Genomic DNA, 16,916 nt, shown 5'->3' with positions numbered 1-16,916 from the left:
TGTTTGGATTATTTAACAATTAAATCAGAGGTATAATATTTTAAGCACACTATTTTACCTATTTTGCGCTTTGGGAAACTCGCCACAGCCAACGTTATCTATATATTGTACCGCCGTTCTTAAGTAGCGATTAACTTGGTTTGAGATAGTGATGCGCACGCGTTTGTTATGAGCTTGCCTGTCCAGCGCCCTGCGTGTGCGGGTCTCTTTCATCGTTGGTGTCGATAAGAAATTTGCCTTGTAACCTGCAAGCAGGCCTAACTCATAGGCAGAAGCATCAGGATTGGTGCAGCGCAGATCCCAAATGTTCAAAACACGGTGCAAGGTGTGAGACGACACATTTGCAAATATCGGATATTTGGCTGTTGAAGAGGGTTTTGTTCGCTCACCCGGCATAATCGCATGTGCTTGCATGTGCAGTCTTTTGATCTCTTCTTGTATTTGGCTCAACGGTCTTCTTAGATCAATTTGATATAAAATTATATCATCACCTTTCAAAACATCTTCGTTTTGCGCAAGCGAACTACGTTCTGCAAAAAGACCCTTGTGGGATCTCCACCATGTTAAAAAATCGCTTTTAAATATATTTCCAAAATCATTGTAGAGTGCTGCTGATTTACCTCTACCTAATTGCTTGCAGGTTTTAGCATAATCAATGTTGCGCTTCAAAAACGCCCACCACCAATAATAAATCGAAGCTTTATAGGGTGCTGCATCACGATACGGCAGATTACGCTGCACGCGGAACCTTGTACATCTAGTTTGCTCTATATTGGGCGGCGCAGTTAAGAAGATCATAGGTCGCTCTTCGCCCTTGGTCGTTCCCACAACCATGACTCCATCTCCATCATGATGAACATGGAGTCAAAAACTAGGACGGTTCCTCAATTATACGAGTCTTAGCATGACACTTAAATGCTGTGGCCCATTACCTGTCGATGGCAATGTTCATTAGCGGCGGGCTTTTACTCAACGGTTTGCACAACCCTGCAGACCTTAATTGAAAGGAAGACCTATGTCTGTTCAAACTCAAATCAAAACTGACATCCACAAGCGCCTTAATGCTATGCACACAGCACGCGCAACTTGGGAAGAAGGCACACTGCGCGCATCCAATGACGAACTCTATGCAATCCTCGAAAGCGTGTATGCGCTCTATGCTGAGCTCAAAACGGAAGTTGGCAAGCGGCGAGCATTCGCTGCCCTACTCACAGACTTGGAAGTCAAAACTCAGGCAAATACTAGTCTTGCCCTAAAAGTGATCCGCTATGTTTTTGGAACGCAAGGTCGTCGTGAAGATGCTTATGCACGGGTAGTCGCAATAGCCCATGACATGAAAAGCCCTGATCAAAGCTTCACCAGTTATGTGCAAGAATGTGGCGGTATAGAAGAAGTGCGCCGTGTGTCCACGTCGACAAAATCAACTGCCATGTCCAAAGAAGACTTCAAAAAGCTTGCCCTAGAGGGGCTGCAAGAAGTGCAGGTTGGTGTGTCGACGTTTGATCTGCCGACTTTTATCCAACCAAACACCGACTACGAGGAGGACTATGCTGTTGCCCTGGTACGCTGCAATGACAACGGCACGGGTACTATTGTTTATGGTTGCAATGAAGCAGGCGTCATCGACGCTGTTCTTGTATCCTCCGGCAAAGACCTTGATGAGCGCGCTCAAGAAAGCCTCGCCAAGCTTGATGCAGGCGATCTTGCCAGTAAGCGCGCACGCGACGTAAAAGAGTTCGCCTCTAAGATGATCCGCGTAGGCCCTAACACCACGATATCGGCATCGGGTGACGCCACTTACACAAACGGCGCTGCAAGCCATGTCTATGGCTAATTTATGCCAACCTATGGGGCAGCATCACGCTGTCCCATAGATCTCCAAACTCACTGAAAGGATCTGAGGATGTCATTTGACCTCAAACATCTCCCGCATACTTTTGCCGATTTGGTCATTGCCAACCCGCTGAATGCGGCTGTGATCAAATCGTACTGCGATCAACCACCCGCAAAACCTTTATTGTTGGCTGGCCCACCCGGCGCAGGCAAAACAGAAGCCGCGCGCGTGATAGCGCAAAATCATTTTCTGCGCGCACAGGGCCACTGCATGCATTGGGAACACAATGCCGCAAGCCTCGGCAAAGACTTTGAAGATAAGATTATGGCCGAAGTGAACTATCAAATGTTTGGCAACTCTGACAAGGCGCTGATTGTCATCAATGAGATTGACGAGATGGATCTGCGCAGTGTGCAGCCAAAGTTTCGTGAATTTATGGATACCAAACGCCATCTGATCCGTTTTGTGGCAACGACCAACCATAAAAACCGAATGATGGGAGCGATGCTGTCACGTTTTCGAGTGCTGGCCATAGATCCTCCCTCAAACACCGATTGGGTGCCACGTGTATTAAGTATGCTGCAGGCGGAAGGCCTAAATCCAACAATACAGGATGTGGCCCAAATGCTGCAAAGTTTTAATGGCACTGCGCGTGATTTAATCGATCTCGTCGAGGAGACAGTTATTGCCAGCAAAGTGGCAACGCTTTGACCGCTGATATTACCCTGAGCTCAATCACACAGCGCAAAACCTCATATAACGTACATAGTATGAGGTTTTGGCATAACTCATTGAAAAATATAAGCTTCAGGCGAGGCGTCTTTTCGGTAGGAAGACCAGTACCTCAGACTTTATATTCAAAGCTAACACAACGTTAGGTTTTGAGGGGAGTTTGCAATGCGCCAGGCACAAACACTAAATGAAGCTCAACTGCGCAGGGTTATACATTACTGCCGCAGCAGACGTCATCCAATTCGTGATGAGACCATTATACTGGTTAGTTTCTACGCAGGGCTCCGAGCCAAGGAAATCGCAGCACTCACAGTGGGCAACATATTTGATGAGGACGGTGCTGTTCGCACACAGTTCATCCTAAGCGCACAGCAGAGCAAAGGTGGGCAAACACGCACGGTGTATCTCAATCAGCGATTACGTAAGGCTCTCCGCGAGTATGGTGATTATATACGCCTCGCAGATCCACAGCGTCCGCTGTTTGCCAGTCAAAAGGGCGGTCACTTCTCGGCCAACACAATGTGCCAGCTATTCTTAGACATATACAAAGCGATTGGGCTCAAGGACGCGAGCAGTCATTCAGGTCGCAGGACATATATTACCCGTTTGGCCAATAAGGGTGTAGGCGTACGCTTGCTTGCAGCTCTTGCAGGGCATTCGCATATATCCACGACACAGAGGTACATAGATGTGAATTCTGAGCAATTGAGCGAGGCGGTGGAGTTGCTTTAGCAATCAGGCCTTAGCGGACCTTTGGACAAGGTGCAGCGAATGGCGGCTACGAGCCCATAGTAACCAATGCTGCAGGATGCATAGATGACCGCAAGTTGCGCAAAGCCGATATTGCGTTTGGGAAGGTTGGCCCATCGCGGTCATTGACCTTGGGTCTCTACATTAACGCGCAGCTTCACCAGACCGGACGTTCGCGCCCCCAATTTTTGGTCACGCGGGAAAGCTTTTATTCAAACCGACTGCTTGTACCACCGCCAGGTAAACTAAGAACTGTTAGTCAATCGAATGTTAATAAAGACACTTGCGATATGTGCGCTCACGCCAAGGTCAACGATTGCGCGGCGTTTGAGCGAGTGGCAATTTCCCACATTGGACTAACAGACAACTCCGGAGCATTTGTCCTTCTTCCACACCCGCGAGCGGAGCGGAGAATCGCTCTATTCGGAGAAATCAGTTCTTCGTTTCTTTGAGCAACGGGGTATTTTCGTCGGCACCGCGGAGATAAAATAGCTAAGTAAAGCATTGCACTACGCAATTTTTTCCAGCAATATAAAGAGTAAATCAATTAGTATTTACTAAGTACTCACTGTGTGCTTAGTATTGACCATGGAGAACATCATGCCTGCACCATTGCGCCAAATAGCCTACACAAAATTTCGGGAAAGTCTCTTTGAGCAATCGCTGAAGCCTGGCCAGTTCGTATCGCAGCGCGAACTTTGCAATCTTTTGGATCTACCGATGGGTGCGGTGCGCGAAGCCCTCAAGCGGCTTGAAGCTGACGGGTTGATTAGCTTGATAGCACAGCGCGGGATACAGATCGCTGACGTAAACGTAAAATTCATCAATGAAGCGTTCGAGTTTCGTATCCTAATTGAATCCGAAGCCGCGCGACGTATGGCAACGGACCCTGATCGAGCGGCGTTAAACGATCTGCGCAGCCGCACCACCGACACTATTGAGCAGGCAGAAGACGATAGTTCTGCTGAACTTTTGCAAAAAGGTTTAGACGTGGATTTGGAGTTGCACGCCTTATTGATAGGGGTCTTTTCAAACGAGCTTATCCATGAATCCTACCGGCTTTTGGAAGATAAAATCAGGCTGATCCGCCTTAATGGCAAATACACCTCCAAGCGGCTTAAGGTCGCGATGCTGGAGCACATTGAAATCATTGACGCTATTCTAGAAGGCAATGAAGAGGCGGCTGTTAAAGCGCTTAGAAACCATTTGAGTACGTCATGGCGCCGGTCTTTGGGTCAACCAGAGGATTTCTCATGAAGCGACCCAATATCCTCTTTTTGTTCTCGGATCAACACAACCAAAAGATTTCGGGTTGTTACGGCGACAAGGTCGTACAAACGCCCAATATCGACCGGCTTGCGGCGGAAGGTGTGCGGTTTAACAATGCTTATTGCCCTTCTCCTATTTGTGTACCAAGCCGGATGGCGGCGCTGACAGCGCGTTGGCCAAGCCGTCAAGATTGCTGGGCAAATGATGACATGTTGCGATCAGACCTGCCAACTTGGCTGCATGGTGCCGGGGCAGCTGGGTATCAGCCCGTTCTAATTGGGCGTCTCCACGCTATTGGCCCTGATCAGTTGCACGGGTATGGGGATCGCTCTGTCGGTGACCACAGCCCAAATTGGGCGGGCGGAGAACGCCAATCATTGGGTGTGTTAGATGGCACAAACGACCCAACGCCGGAATCACTTGAAAAGGCGGGCCCCGGTTACAGCGCCTATCAAGAAAAAGATGAAGACGTGACAAACGCAGCCGTCGGTTGGCTCAAGAACGAGGCACCAGCCCTAAATGCCGCTGGCAAACCATTTTGTTTAACGGTTGGTTTGATGCTGCCGCACCCGCCTTACGTGGTCGACCGCGATGCCTATCAAGCCTACGAGGGCAAAGTGCCACCGCCTGTACAACAAGCAGATAGCGATGAGCACGCGTTTCACGCCTGGTGGCGAAAAGAGCGCGGCATTGATGCTGTGACACCAGAACAAACTGAAACCGCACGAACCGCGTATTGGGGTTTGGTTCATCGCATGGACGAGATGATCGGTCGCGTCTTGGATGCGCTTGAAGATGCTGGCATGCTGGACAATACCTTGATTGTTTATGCCTCTGATCATGGGGACCATTTGGGCGAACGCGGCCTGTGGTGGAAACACACTTTCTTTGATGAATCGGTAAAAGTACCGTTAATTATGCGGCTGCCGGGCGTATTGCCCGCCGGAGAGGTGCGCGACCAAGTTGTCAACCTAGTGGATCTAAGCCAGACCATGCTGGAGGCGATGCATGCGCCGCAACTTCCCTATGCCAATGGCAAAAGTTTTTGGGACGTGGCGAAAGATTCTTCAGCGCCTTGGCTTAACGAAACGTTTTCAGAATATTGCACTGATCCGGTGCCACATTGGACGGGGGGGCGCGCTGTTCAGCAGCGTATGATCCGCTCAGATAACTGGAAGCTATGTCTTTACGACAATGAGCCACCGCAATTATTTGATCTAAAAAATGACCCACTAGAAAAAACCAATCTAGCCGACATGCCAACCCACCGCGAATTGCGCGATGCTTTGATGCAAAAACTCACGGACGATTGGAACCCTCAAGACATTGCCGACCGGATGAAAACACGCCGCGTCGAAAAGAATATTCTGCTTGAATGGGCGAAGAACGTGCAACCCACTAGCAGTAATATCTGGAGATTTTCTCCAGAAATCAATCGGTTGGAATAGGGCCGATAAAACAAAAGTAAATCAAGGGAGGATCTACAATGTTTAAGAAACTACTTATCTCTGCAGTAGCAGCGGTGACGATGTCGGGGGCTGCATTTGCCCAAGACGATTTATCGAAAATCCGCATCGGGGCCGCAGGCGCCGTTGACCACTCGCCGGTGTTTGTCGGTGTAGAACGCGGCATTTTTGCCGAACACGGGCTAGATGCTGAAGTTGTCATGTACCAATCTGGTGTTGATATGGTGAATGGCCTTTTGAATGGCGCGCAAGAAGTAAACGTTATGGGCTCCGTGCCGTATCTTAGTGGCCTTGCTCGGGATTTCCCGCTTGTTCTCATCGGGCATTTGCATGGAGATCCGAACCGGGACTCATATTCAGACAACCAGTCGATTATCGCTTCTGCTGCGTCTGGCGTTGCTGCCGGAGACATCGCCGCGCTGAAAGGCTTGAGGATTGGCTTACCGCGTGGCACCGGCGCTGAAGGATTTTTGCTCGGCGTGCTTGGAGCAGCAGGTTTAAGTGAAGCCGATGTTGAGTTGATCAACGTTCCACCAGCAGAACTGACAACGGCGCTCAACCAAAACGATGTTGATGCGGTCGCAATATGGCAGCCATGGGGTGCCACTGCGGTAACTAAAGTCGAAGGTTCGGTATTGGTGCAAGCAGGCGGTTGCCCACAATGTTATGACCCAGGCACCATCCTGACAACGCAGTCAATTGTTGCAAGCGATGCAGCAATGCTTCAGAAATTTATGGCAGCCTTTGCTGAAAGTCAGCAATGGGTAAGGCAAAATCCTGAAGGTGCGGCTGAAATCAATATGCGCTGGATCCAGGGTGTTGATCTTGAAACAATGACACTTGCGCTGAGCAGCGTGAATATTGACCCACGTATGTCGACCTATACAGCTCAAATGTATCAGGAAAAGACCATTCCATTCTTGATGGGACTTGGCCGGATCGAAGAGAACTTTGACCCAACTGGTGCGATCGACACGCGGTTCTTAGCAGGGGTACAAGCGAACACACCAGACGTGTTCTCTGATCTTGATCCGATCCCAGTTGACCGCCAAGCATACTGAGGTCTATGAAAATGTCCGAAACCCGAGAAATAAAGATCGCGATTGATGATGTGACGCTTGTTCATGTCAATGAAGAACGGCGCGAATCCAACGTTGCAATTGAGAACTTGAGCCTCGACATCCACAGGAACGAGTTTCTGTGCGTCGTTGGCCCCTCGGGTTGCGGCAAATCCACCTTATTGTCGGCCATCGCGGGGTTCATGCAACCCCGCGATGGCACAATCATGATGGATGGAGAATCAATCACTCAGCCCGGCGCGGACCGCGGTGTCGTCTTTCAGGAATATGCTTTGCTGCCTTGGAAAACGGTTCTGGATAATGTCGCGATCGGGCTGAAGTACCGTGGGGCGCCAAAGGCCGAGCGCGAAGAAACAGCGATGAAATACCTTACAATGGCGCGGCTCAGCGAAGCGGCGGCAAAGTACCCACACGAATTATCCGGCGGCATGCGCCAACGCGTAGCAGTTGCCCGCACCTTGGCGAATACACCCGAAATAATGATGATGGACGAACCGTTTGCAGCCGTGGATGCGCAGACACGCCTTTCCCTGCAAGAGGAACTTCTGCGAGTTTGGGACACGCATCCCATTACCGTTTTGTTCATCACACACTCCGTCGAAGAGGCTGTGTTCTTGGCTGACCGTGTCGTGGTGTTGACCCCGGGGCCCGGCCGTCTACGTGAAATTGTCGATATCGACATCCCGCGCGAGGCCCGCCATTGGGATACGATCTCCAACGATTCCAGGTTTGTTGAGCTGCGCGATCAAGTCATGAAACTGGTCAGAGATCCAAGCCGATGATCCCGTCCATTCACTCTGCTTGGCGAACGCCGCTTATGACGCTTATTGGCCTTGTCGTCGTGCTGGCCCTCGTGGCCGTGTTGGGCCGTGTCACATCTGCGCGGACCCTTGCAGGGATCGACCTTACCGGTCGCCCTGACGTGGTGATCAGCCTGTCGTTCACGCCAGAGCGGTTCCATCTTGAAAAATTCCAAGACGTCGGGCGCTACCAAGGCTGGTCAGAGGGGCAAGCTGTGATCCTATCTTCCGATCCCGAAGAGCTGCGGGGTTTGGCGCGGAGTTATTGGATTGGCGCGATCGAACCCCATGAGGTAGCACAATGACAAACGCAACGAATGATTTATCCAAAATGCGCAGACGCCCGATGATCTCAACTGCGCAGTGGCGCGGCGTTCTTGGGGTGGCTAGCGTTCTATTTGCTTGGCAGGTTTCTGTGTGGGTTATTGATTTACCCGCATATTTTTATCCGGCCCCCCGCGACGTTTTTGCGGCATTCATCGATTTGACGCAAAAGGGTATTTTACCAGAATATGTGGCCGACAGTGCAGTCCGTTATTCGGTCAGTGTGGCCACGGGGTTGGGCCTTGGCTTGGCGTTTGGTTTGTTGATTGGGCTGTCACGCTTCTGGTCTCGCCTTTTGGGACCAATCATCAATTTTTTCTATGCCATCGTTGAGGTTGCATGGATCCCGCTACTGGTCATTTGGATTGGGTACGGTTTCAACACCATCGTGATTGCGATTGCCTATGTTGTTTTTTTTCCTGTTCTCTACAACACCCTTACAGGTGTGCAGACTGTGCAACATGTTTTGATCAACGCGATGCAAACACTCGGCGCGACACGCTGGCAGGTGCTTGTCACAGTGATCATTCCCTCCGCGCTGCCTAACATCATCACTGGCTTTCGTGTCGGCGCGGGGTTTGCGTTTCGTGGGCTTATTTTTGCCGAAATGATTGCTGCAGGATCCGGAATTGGATTCCTCATTTTTGATGGCGCGACTACACGCCAAACTGATCGGGTCGTCGTTGGCATGATTATGATGGGTGTTATGTGGTTGCTCATTGATCGGCTACTTTTACGCCCCGTCGAACAAGCAACGATCGTGCGTTGGGGCCTTGTCCGCAACCAAGGGGGCAACTGACTCATGAATAATGCAATCCAAATGCCACCAAAGCCGCGTATCAATCCGGCGTTGGTCACAGGGCTTCTACCATTCATCGTCGTTTTGGCAGCATGGGCAATGGCACCACTCATTTCCGATATTCCGGCCTATAAACTGCCATCACCGGCGAAAGTTTGGGGCACATTCCAAGATATGCTGCTTAACGGAAGCTTGCTATCAGAGGTCTGGGCAAGCTTACAGCGGCTTGCGACAGGTTATATATTGGGCAATCTGATCGCCATTCCAGTTGGGCTTGCGATCGCTCTAAACCGCGCTGTCGCTGAAACCCTGACACCAGTCCTTAGTTTTTTTCAATCGATTGCGGGTATTGCGTGGGTACCGCTGGCCATTATCTGGTTCGGCGTTGGCGGCGGGTCCGTGCTTTTTGTGATTGTAAACACGATCTTCTTTTCTTCAATCTATTCAACTGTGATTGGCGTGCAGTCAATTCCACTAGTCCTGTATCGCGCGGCGCAATCACACGGAGCAAGCCGATGGGATGTTATCACAACGGTCGTTGTTCCAGGTGCATTGGTGCAGATCCTTGTCGGTTTGCGTACTTCGATGGCTTACGGTTGGCGGGCCCTTGTGGCCGCTGAAATGATTGCCGGAACAAACGGGATCGGCTACATGACCCTCGAAGCGGTACAGTGGTATCAAACAGAAATTGTCGTGTTGGGTATGATCCTCATTGGCGTTTTGTGGTTGACCCTTGATCGGCTGCTATTTGTGCCAATTGAACGCGTAACGGTGCGGCGCTGGGGCCTTGTTTCCTAATGGGAAAGCTCCCTGATCTTGGTCTCGGCACAGCCGCCCTTGCGCTTATTGACGCGTCAGAGGCCCAGCGGGCGCTATGGACCGCATTGGATAAAGGGATCAAGTACTTTGATACCGCCGCGCTTTACGGTGGTGGGCAGGCCGAGATTCGGCTTGGAGAAGTCCTAAAATCGCAGGCGGTAAGTGACATTTTCGTGTCCACAAAGGTTGGCAGGTATCGCGAACTCGGCGCTGCTGCGCCGGGCTCAGCAGGCACGCCTGATATTTGGAACTTTTCGGAAGCGGCTACCCGTGCCTCCATTCGGCGGTCACAGGATCGATTGGGTCGTGATCATCTGGATTGCGTTTTCCTACATGACATCGAAATGGATCCCGAGGCTGCATTGACGGAGGCTCTACCTGTTTTAAAAGACCTGCAAAGAAAGGGCGAGATCGGCATGATCGGTGCTGGATGCAATTCCAATGCTGGATTGCTTGCGGCCATCAATGCAGGCGCTGCGGATGTTGTTTTGGTGGCCGGGCGTTGGACCTTGCTTGACCGAAGCGCGGCACAAGACCTGTTGCCGTTATGTGAACATAAAGGTACCGCCGTTGTGGCCGGTGGCGTGTTGAACTCAGGCTTGCTCGCGAAGCGGCCGGCTGAAGGGGCATCGTTTGATTATCGCGCCGCGACCGTGACTGAGCGCCAAGCTGCAACTAAAATACATGATCTTGCACAGGTAAGTGCCATCCCTTTGATTAGCGCTGCTTTGGCTTTCCCCACCCGCCATCCGGCGGTTGGCACCCTTTTATTGGGTGTTTCATCGACCAGCCAACTTGAAGACAACTTGACTGCATTGAAGACCAATATCCCAGCCGAGTTTTGGGAAAACGTCGCGCAAATGGGTCTGCAACCATGAGAAATGCAAATGCGATAGACGCCCATGTCCACATTTGGGATGCCCAGCGTCGGGACGACATATTGATTTGTGATGCTCACCCTGAACTGAACGATAGAGCGACAAGCGATGCATTGAGCGCGCATTTAACGGGCAGTAGATTTAGCCGCGCGATTCTGGTGCAATCTGCCCCTGATAATGCTCATTCCGACTGGTTGATCGAGCATACAGCACGGTTGAGCACGATTGCAGGCGTGGTCGCGTGGATTGACCCAACGGCAAACGATGCTTTGGATCGCGCTGAGTGTCTTATTGCGCAACCGCGTGTTTGTGGGGTGCGGTTGATGCTCAACAGAATGACCACGCCCGCACAATTGCTAGCTGTGAGACCGATGGCGGTCTTGTCATTGCTAGCCAAAAATGACGTCACAATTGAATTGTTGGCCCTCTCTGCTCAGCTTGATTTTGCTTATGACCTTGCCGGTGCGATCTCTGGCAAGATTGTGGTGGACCACTGCGGTCTACCACCCCAAAACGCTATGGCAGATCAGATATGGCGTGACCGGTTACAAAAACTGGCCACACGCCCAAATGTTGCAACCAAATTGTCTGGTTTGATCGAACCCTATGCGATGATGCCACCTGACCACACTTTATTTGCAGTGATGGATTTCGTACTTGCCCAGTTTGGTACAGACCGCTTGATGGCCGCCAGTAATTTCCCGGTCGTGCAATTGACCGCGCCGGAACAAACTTGGGAGGCAAGCCTTGCGTCTTGGGTTCAGGCACATGGTTTCAGCCCCCCTGAACAGGCTTCCCTTTGGCACAATTGTGCTGCCACTTGGTATCCACGGACTAAACAAAACGTCAAATTGGAAAGCCCCGAAAATGACTGATCTCACATCTAAAACTGCACTTATTACGGCTGCTGGGCAAGGGATCGGCAGGGCAGCTGCTATTGAGTTGGCCAAAGCCGGCGCGCGCGTAATTGCAACCGATATCAACGAGGACACCCTCGCAGAACTTTCCGGCCTGTATGGCATTGACTGTCAAAAACTGGATGTGCTGGACGCGTTGCAAGTCGCAGATTTTTGCGCATCTTTTGGCCCCTGTGATATTCTTTTTAATTGCGCCGGCGTGGTTCACTCGGGCTCTGTTCTTGAAATGCCCGAGGCGGATCTGGACTTTGCCCTCGACCTGAATGTGCGAGCGATGGTGCGAATGGTTCAGGCTATTCTACCCAAAATGCTGGAGCGCGGCGATGGCACGATCATCAACATGTCTTCCGTGGCCTCTAGTGTGAAAGGCGTGCCAAATCGTGCGGCCTATACAATTTCAAAAGCGGCCGTGATCGGATTGACAAAGTCCATTGCTGCAGATTTTGTCGCCCAAAGTATTCGGTGCAATGCGATCTGTCCCGGCACAGTCGAAAGCCCGTCATTGCAAGCGCGGCTAGGCGCCGATGGTAACTATAAAAAAAACCACGCGGAATTTGTCGCCCGTCAGCCTATTGGCCGTATCGGAACGCCGCAAGAGATTGCCGAGCTTGTCGTGTACTTAGCTGGCGCCACCTACACCACGGGCCAAGCTTATGCCATCGACGGTGGTTGGACGATATGACAAAGGCAAAGGCAAAGGCAAAGGCAAAGGCAAAGGCAATATTATGAGATTTTTACGGTTTGGAACCCCTGGCTCCGAGAAACCTGCCCTGATTGATACCGACGGTACACTGCGTGATCTGAGTGGAGAAATTGCGGACCTCAGCGGTGCAATGCTGGACCCGATGAAGCTGACAGAGCTTGCCAAACTTGACACAAACTTACTGCCCGCGGTGTCTGGCAACCCACGGTTGGGGCCACCTGTGGCGGGCACAGGAAAGTTCATTTGCATCGGCCTGAACTATTCCGACCACGCTGCCGAAACCGGTGCGATCGTTCCGCCAGAACCTATTATTTTTATGAAAGCGACTTCCGCGATCTGCGGCCCGAATGACGCGGTTCATATTCCACGCGGTTCAACCAAAACTGATTGGGAGGTAGAACTGGGCGTCGTGATCGGTCGCACTGCGAAATATGTCACCGAAGCTGAGGCTCCAGGTTACGTGGCTGGTTATTGCACCGTGCATGACGTGTCAGAACGAGCGTTTCAGATTGAACATGAAGGCCAATGGACCAAGGGCAAATCGGCTGACACTTTCGGCCCTATTGGTCCCTGGCTCGTGACTCCAGACGACGTACCGAACCCGCAAAATTTGCCTATGTGGCTAACGGTGAATGGCAAAAAAATGCAAGATGGGTCAACCAACACAATGATCTACAGCGTGGCATTTTTGGTGTCCTACCTGAGCCGCTTCATGTCGCTACAACCGGGCGACATCATTTCTACAGGAACGCCACCCGGTGTCGGTATGGGCATGTCCCCACCGCGCTACCTTGCGCCAGGAGACAAGGTGGAGTTGGAAGTCGAAGGTCTTGGTCGCCAGCAGCAAACCATAACACAAGACTGATTGGAATATATCATGACCACAATCACCGGCCTGCAGACCATTGATCTGCGCTTTCCGACATCCCAATCGCTTGACGGGTCAGACGCAATGAACCCAGATCCCGACTACTCTGCCGCCTATGTGATCCTAGAGACGGATACAGAAGGGTTGTCGGGCCACGGGCTTACATTTACGATTGGGCGCGGGAATGAAATTTGCTGTGCGGCCATCGCGGCCACGAAGCACCTCATCGTTGGCCTTACGCTTGAGGACTTAAAGCAAGATCCAGCTGGGGTTTGGCGACGCCTAACTGGAGACAGTCAGCTACGCTGGATTGGCCCCGACAAGGGTGCCATGCACCTCGCAACGGGTGCTGTCGTCAATGCCTTGTGGGATCTGTGGGCGCGGGCCGATGATAAACCAGTTTGGCAACTGGTCGCAGAAATGACGCCCGAGCAAGTCGTGGGCATTGTCGATTTTAGATACCTGACCGATCAACTAACACCCAATGAGGCGCTGGAAATTTTGCGCCGCGCACAAGACGGAAAAGAAAACCGAATCGCGGATTTGAAGCAAAATGGCTACCCCTGTTATACAACTTCCGCTGGCTGGTTGGGTTACCCCGACGACAAGTTGCGCCGGCTATGCGTTGAAGCCCGAGAAGCAGGTTTTACCCACGTTAAGATGAAGGTCGGCCGCGATCGCGCAGAAGATATCCGGCGGCTCACGATTGCACGTGAAGCCCTCGGTGATGATATGAAAATGATGATTGATGCCAATCAGGTTTGGGAGGTCGACGAGGCTATCTCATGGGTGAGTGATCTCGCGTTTTCCAACCCTTTCTTTATTGAAGAGCCAACAAGCCCTGATGACATTTTGGGCCATGCCGCTATCCGCAAAGCCGTCGCACCGATCAAGGTCGCGACAGGCGAAATGTGTCAAAATCGGATAATCTTTAAGCAACTCATCGCAAGCGGTGCCATCGATATTGTCCAGATCGACGCCTGTCGCATGGGTGGGTTGAACGAAGTATTAGCTGTACTGTTGCTTGCCGCCAAGTTCGATCTGCCAGTTTGGCCACATGCAGGGGGTGTAGGCTTGTGTGAATACGTACAGCACCTTTCAATGATCGACTATATTGCGGTTTCCGGCAAAAAAGATGGTCGCGTCATCGAATATGTCGATCACCTGCACGAACATTTTGTGTCACCCTGCAAGATCAAGAACGCCGCATATATGCCTCCGACCGGGGCAGGCTTTTCAATCGAAATTAAAGAGCAAACGTTGAAAGATTTCGCCTTTGAAACCTGATGACTGAACCGATTTAAAGCGGCCCAATTTGTCGTCATGTTTCATTTTTACCAACCGCAATGCAGTCCTTAGCTCAACAGGCAGAAACCTCAACACTTGGAATTTGGACGTCAAGATATGACGCTAACATTAGCGCGCTGATCCGATTTTTGACAAAAAATTGCGAGGAATCAAAAACGCGATGGGGACTGCGCCAGCAGAATGCAACTCATTATCCTGTCGCAAGCTCCTGTCTTGTGGAGAGCTTTGCCAGTGTCGAGACACCAATGTCGGCTACCACAAATAAATAGAGTCGATGCTGCGCTGGTAGCGGGAGCCTGCTACCCGCCATTGCAGTTTGTCGCTGCATACGCAATGCGCTGAATGCAGACTTTCGAACAAAAAAGTTGAATGGCGGTTTCGTCCGCAAAACAGCCATCCATGCACAGTTCAACCAATGGCTGCAATCCATTCGTCATTCTGATATACTTACAACATCCAGGTACATAAATGTGAACTCTAAGAAGTTGAGTGAAGCGGCGCAGCGCTTTAAGCATTGGCCTCTGCATAAAGCTGCCTAAACGCCCAAAATAGCAATAAGCCCTCTTTCTGACAGCTTACCCTCTTCAACCAGTTCAAGCGCCTTGATGCGTAGGTCTGGCGCAACACTGTAGGCGTCTTGGTGTGTGCCCATAACTGCCAGGGCAGACCTTTCTGATAAAGACCCCCTGCTGAGCATTTCCAACGCTTTTAAGCTGGCTTGCGTGTTCTTGTCGTTTGTATCACTGCTCGCATTTACACTGCGCTTTGAACCGCCTTCAGCCACAGCAGTTGCTTTTGGTTCGTTGGGAAGCTTTTCTTCAATCTCCACATCATCAATTGCGCGCTGCAAATCTTCATCTGTGACGGCAAAACCGTTGGAAAGGTCAGCGGTGTAGTCTTTATGAGGGGTGTCATACCGCTTGCCCGTGAGCATCTCTTTCTTCAGGCGCGGCGTGAGATGGCTGTAATGGCGCTCAATCATCAAAATAGACGTGCCCATTTGAACAGCAAGCGTATGTACGTCCATTCCATCATTAAGCAGTGAGAACGTCGCATAGGTGTGGCGCAAGCTATAAAGCGTGCGATCTTGGCCCGTGCGAGGACAGGTCAACAGTCCAGTGTCTTTCATAAATATCTTGAACGTCTGACGCAGGTTTGCGCTGGCTGTGCCATCAGGAAGTCTAAACACAGGCACATCTAGTTTTGATTTGATCAACTGCTCAAAGCTCATATCAGCTATATCAGGGCATCTACTTTGAATGCGCTTGAGATAGTTTATGGTACCTGCCCTACAGATGATATCACGGCGCCCTGTTTTACCCGTTACGCTCATCTCAAGGTATTTGAGACCCTTGTCTTCAAATAGACTGATATGCTTCCAGCATAGGTTCTCTGCTTCTGTGCCATGCCGCATGCCTGTATTGGCAAGAATGAGAATGTAGTCACGCAGCAGATGCCGCATGTCCCGTGACTTGCCCTCTCGCCCAGCATCAATCCAGCTGGGTAACTTGCGTATAAGCGTTGCATACTCTTCACGGGTAAAGTCAGGGCGGCGCACACTGTCACGACCCTTGTTTACCAACACAGGCACTTGTGACTTGTTCATGTAGCCACGGGCAACAGCTTCATCAAATATTCTGTTTAACGCAGAGTTATGTGTGTTGAGCGTGGACGACCTTGGCTCTCGTCCCATCTTTGCCTCACGCCAGCGCGCAAACTTTTGCAGCATCTCATAATCAATACTGGTCACAAAAATATCACCAAAGAAGGGAACCAGATACTTATCAATTACGATTATATAATCACGAAAGCTCTTCTTACCCAAGCCATTATCTAGCTGCTGCTTCATGGTGGCACGGCACAACGCAGCCACATCTACAAAGCGTTTGGAGATCACAGGCAGCCCGTTCTTTTGCCTAAATCTATAGTCTAAATAGATCTCACGCGCCGCTGCCACAGCATCATTTAAAATGCGTTTCTTTGAGCTCACGCGAACCTGTCGTCCGTCCAATGTAAATGCAATTTGCCAGACTTTGCTGTGCTTGCGTTTAAAAAGACGAACCTCACCATCCATCAGCGTGGGTGTATTTGGGTTCAATTTAGGCACTATCAACACCGTGTTTAACACTCAGATTCTGCACTAGAAAAAGTCAGAAAGCTAGAAAAAACTGTGCTATAGGTGTGCTACGCACAATATGCGTCAACCGAAAAGTTAAGTAATTGATAGTATTGGAAGTTTGGTAGCGGCACAGGGACTTGAACCCCGGACACGCGGATTATGATTCCGCTGCTCTAACCAACTGAGCTATACCGCCTCTGGAAGCGGGAAATAGGCAATGCGGCGGCCCTCGTCAAGCACTTATCTGACTT

General features: G+C 50.9%; 17 protein-coding genes and 1 tRNA gene. 15 read left to right on the top strand and 3 right to left on the bottom strand.

Annotated elements, in window-relative coordinates:
• Window positions 1–54 precede the first annotated feature (54 nt).
• Window positions 55–834, bottom strand: coding sequence for a hypothetical protein (locus RCA23_RS03380; RefSeq protein WP_044049111.1), 780 nt, complete (start codon window positions 832–834; stop codon window positions 55–57).
• A gap of 181 nt (window positions 835–1,015) precedes the next feature.
• On the opposite strand from RCA23_RS03380, the gene RCA23_RS03375 reads away from it, so the two are divergent.
• From RCA23_RS03375 to RCA23_RS03305, 15 genes are all read left to right on the top strand, one after another.
• On the top strand, window positions 1,016–1,834 hold the full coding sequence (locus RCA23_RS03375) for a hypothetical protein (RefSeq protein WP_044049110.1): 819 nt from the start codon (window positions 1,016–1,018) through the stop codon (window positions 1,832–1,834).
• A 69-nt stretch (window positions 1,835–1,903) separates the two neighbouring features.
• Window positions 1,904–2,545, top strand: coding sequence for an ATP-binding protein (locus RCA23_RS03370; RefSeq protein ID WP_044049109.1), 642 nt, complete (start codon window positions 1,904–1,906; stop codon window positions 2,543–2,545).
• Window positions 2,546–2,731: 186 nt separating this feature from the next.
• Window positions 2,732–3,298 carry a tyrosine-type recombinase/integrase gene (locus tag RCA23_RS03365; RefSeq protein ID WP_044049108.1) on the top strand — a complete coding sequence of 189 codons (567 nt, stop codon included), beginning with the start codon at window positions 2,732–2,734 and terminating at the stop codon, window positions 3,296–3,298.
• 618 nt (window positions 3,299–3,916) lie between these two features.
• Window positions 3,917–4,573, top strand: coding sequence for an FCD domain-containing protein (locus RCA23_RS03360; protein ID WP_044049107.1), 657 nt, complete (start codon window positions 3,917–3,919; stop codon window positions 4,571–4,573).
• Window positions 4,534–6,033 (top strand): sulfatase family protein, encoded by a 1,500-nt coding sequence (locus tag RCA23_RS03355; protein ID WP_347721374.1) that lies wholly within the window; start codon window positions 4,534–4,536, stop codon window positions 6,031–6,033. The genes RCA23_RS03360 and RCA23_RS03355 overlap by 40 nt, the downstream gene beginning before the upstream one ends.
• 38 nt (window positions 6,034–6,071) lie before the next feature.
• On the top strand, window positions 6,072–7,112 hold the full coding sequence (locus RCA23_RS03350) for an ABC transporter substrate-binding protein (RefSeq protein WP_044049105.1): 1,041 nt from the start codon (window positions 6,072–6,074) through the stop codon (window positions 7,110–7,112).
• Between the two features lie 11 nt (window positions 7,113–7,123).
• Window positions 7,124–7,912 carry an ATP-binding cassette domain-containing protein gene (locus RCA23_RS03345; RefSeq protein ID WP_044049104.1) on the top strand — a complete coding sequence of 263 codons (789 nt, stop codon included), beginning with the start codon at window positions 7,124–7,126 and terminating at the stop codon, window positions 7,910–7,912.
• A 35-nt stretch (window positions 7,913–7,947) separates the two neighbouring features.
• Window positions 7,948–8,235, top strand: coding sequence for a hypothetical protein (locus RCA23_RS03340; protein ID WP_201770473.1), 288 nt, complete (start codon window positions 7,948–7,950; stop codon window positions 8,233–8,235).
• A complete protein-coding gene (locus tag RCA23_RS03335; RefSeq protein WP_201770472.1) occupies window positions 8,232–9,053 on the top strand; it encodes an ABC transporter permease in 822 nt (273 codons plus the stop codon). Before RCA23_RS03340 ends, RCA23_RS03335 begins: the two co-directional genes overlap by 4 nt.
• A gap of 3 nt (window positions 9,054–9,056) precedes the next feature.
• The gene (locus RCA23_RS03330) at window positions 9,057–9,851 is read left to right on the top strand and encodes an ABC transporter permease (RefSeq protein WP_201770471.1); all 795 of its coding nucleotides are present in this window, start codon (window positions 9,057–9,059) and stop codon (window positions 9,849–9,851) included.
• Window positions 9,851–10,750, top strand: a complete 900-nt coding sequence (locus RCA23_RS03325) for an aldo/keto reductase (RefSeq protein WP_044049102.1) — start codon at window positions 9,851–9,853, stop codon at window positions 10,748–10,750. Before RCA23_RS03330 ends, RCA23_RS03325 begins: the two co-directional genes overlap by 1 nt.
• Window positions 10,747–11,625, top strand: a complete 879-nt coding sequence (locus RCA23_RS03320; protein ID WP_052376999.1) for an amidohydrolase family protein — start codon at window positions 10,747–10,749, stop codon at window positions 11,623–11,625. The genes RCA23_RS03325 and RCA23_RS03320 overlap by 4 nt, the downstream gene beginning before the upstream one ends.
• Window positions 11,618–12,349 (top strand): SDR family oxidoreductase, encoded by a 732-nt coding sequence (locus RCA23_RS03315; protein WP_044049101.1) that lies wholly within the window; start codon window positions 11,618–11,620, stop codon window positions 12,347–12,349. Before RCA23_RS03320 ends, RCA23_RS03315 begins: the two co-directional genes overlap by 8 nt.
• A 43-nt stretch (window positions 12,350–12,392) precedes the next feature.
• Window positions 12,393–13,235, top strand: a complete 843-nt coding sequence (locus RCA23_RS03310; RefSeq protein ID WP_044051230.1) for a fumarylacetoacetate hydrolase family protein — start codon at window positions 12,393–12,395, stop codon at window positions 13,233–13,235.
• 12 nt (window positions 13,236–13,247) lie between these two features.
• Complete coding sequence (locus RCA23_RS03305) at window positions 13,248–14,525, top strand: L-fuconate dehydratase (protein ID WP_044049100.1); 1,278 nt, start codon at window positions 13,248–13,250, stop codon at window positions 14,523–14,525.
• A gap of 556 nt (window positions 14,526–15,081) precedes the next feature.
• Here the strand turns inward: RCA23_RS03305 and RCA23_RS03300 are convergent.
• On the bottom strand, window positions 15,082–16,620 hold the full coding sequence (locus RCA23_RS03300; protein ID WP_169701315.1) for a phage integrase SAM-like domain-containing protein: 1,539 nt from the start codon (window positions 16,618–16,620) through the stop codon (window positions 15,082–15,084).
• 164 nt (window positions 16,621–16,784) lie between these two features.
• Window positions 16,785–16,861, bottom strand: a tRNA-Met gene (locus RCA23_RS03295).
• Window positions 16,862–16,916: the final 55 nt, after the last annotated feature.

Origin of the sequence: Planktomarina temperata RCA23, from assembly GCF_000738435.1 — a bacterium.
Classification (GTDB): Bacteria; Pseudomonadota; Alphaproteobacteria; order Rhodobacterales; family Rhodobacteraceae; genus Planktomarina; species Planktomarina temperata.
The sequence above is the reverse complement of the archived record's forward strand: the minus strand, read 5'-3'. Positions and strand labels throughout refer to the sequence as shown.

Excerpts from the sequence above, each read along its gene's own strand:
- RCA23_RS03380 (WP_044049111.1), bottom strand. The coding sequence starts at position 834 with ATGGTTGTGGGAACGACCAAGGGCGAAGAGCGACCTATGATCTTCTTA.
- RCA23_RS03375 (WP_044049110.1), top strand. The coding sequence starts at position 1,016 with ATGTCTGTTCAAACTCAAATCAAAACTGACATCCACAAGCGCCTTAAT.
- RCA23_RS03370 (WP_044049109.1), top strand. The coding sequence starts at position 1,904 with ATGTCATTTGACCTCAAACATCTCCCGCATACTTTTGCCGATTTGGTC.
- RCA23_RS03365 (WP_044049108.1), top strand. The coding sequence starts at position 2,732 with ATGCGCCAGGCACAAACACTAAATGAAGCTCAACTGCGCAGGGTTATA.
- RCA23_RS03360 (WP_044049107.1), top strand. The coding sequence starts at position 3,917 with ATGCCTGCACCATTGCGCCAAATAGCCTACACAAAATTTCGGGAAAGT.
- RCA23_RS03355 (WP_347721374.1), top strand. The coding sequence starts at position 4,534 with ATGGCGCCGGTCTTTGGGTCAACCAGAGGATTTCTCATGAAGCGACCC.
- RCA23_RS03350 (WP_044049105.1), top strand. The coding sequence starts at position 6,072 with ATGTTTAAGAAACTACTTATCTCTGCAGTAGCAGCGGTGACGATGTCG.
- RCA23_RS03345 (WP_044049104.1), top strand. The coding sequence starts at position 7,124 with ATGTCCGAAACCCGAGAAATAAAGATCGCGATTGATGATGTGACGCTT.
- RCA23_RS03340 (WP_201770473.1), top strand. The coding sequence starts at position 7,948 with ATGACGCTTATTGGCCTTGTCGTCGTGCTGGCCCTCGTGGCCGTGTTG.
- RCA23_RS03335 (WP_201770472.1), top strand. The coding sequence starts at position 8,232 with ATGACAAACGCAACGAATGATTTATCCAAAATGCGCAGACGCCCGATG.
- RCA23_RS03330 (WP_201770471.1), top strand. The coding sequence starts at position 9,057 with ATGAATAATGCAATCCAAATGCCACCAAAGCCGCGTATCAATCCGGCG.
- RCA23_RS03325 (WP_044049102.1), top strand. The coding sequence starts at position 9,851 with ATGGGAAAGCTCCCTGATCTTGGTCTCGGCACAGCCGCCCTTGCGCTT.
- RCA23_RS03320 (WP_052376999.1), top strand. The coding sequence starts at position 10,747 with ATGAGAAATGCAAATGCGATAGACGCCCATGTCCACATTTGGGATGCC.
- RCA23_RS03315 (WP_044049101.1), top strand. The coding sequence starts at position 11,618 with ATGACTGATCTCACATCTAAAACTGCACTTATTACGGCTGCTGGGCAA.
- RCA23_RS03310 (WP_044051230.1), top strand. The coding sequence starts at position 12,393 with ATGAGATTTTTACGGTTTGGAACCCCTGGCTCCGAGAAACCTGCCCTG.
- RCA23_RS03305 (WP_044049100.1), top strand. The coding sequence starts at position 13,248 with ATGACCACAATCACCGGCCTGCAGACCATTGATCTGCGCTTTCCGACA.
- RCA23_RS03300 (WP_169701315.1), bottom strand. The coding sequence starts at position 16,620 with ATGGATGGTGAGGTTCGTCTTTTTAAACGCAAGCACAGCAAAGTCTGG.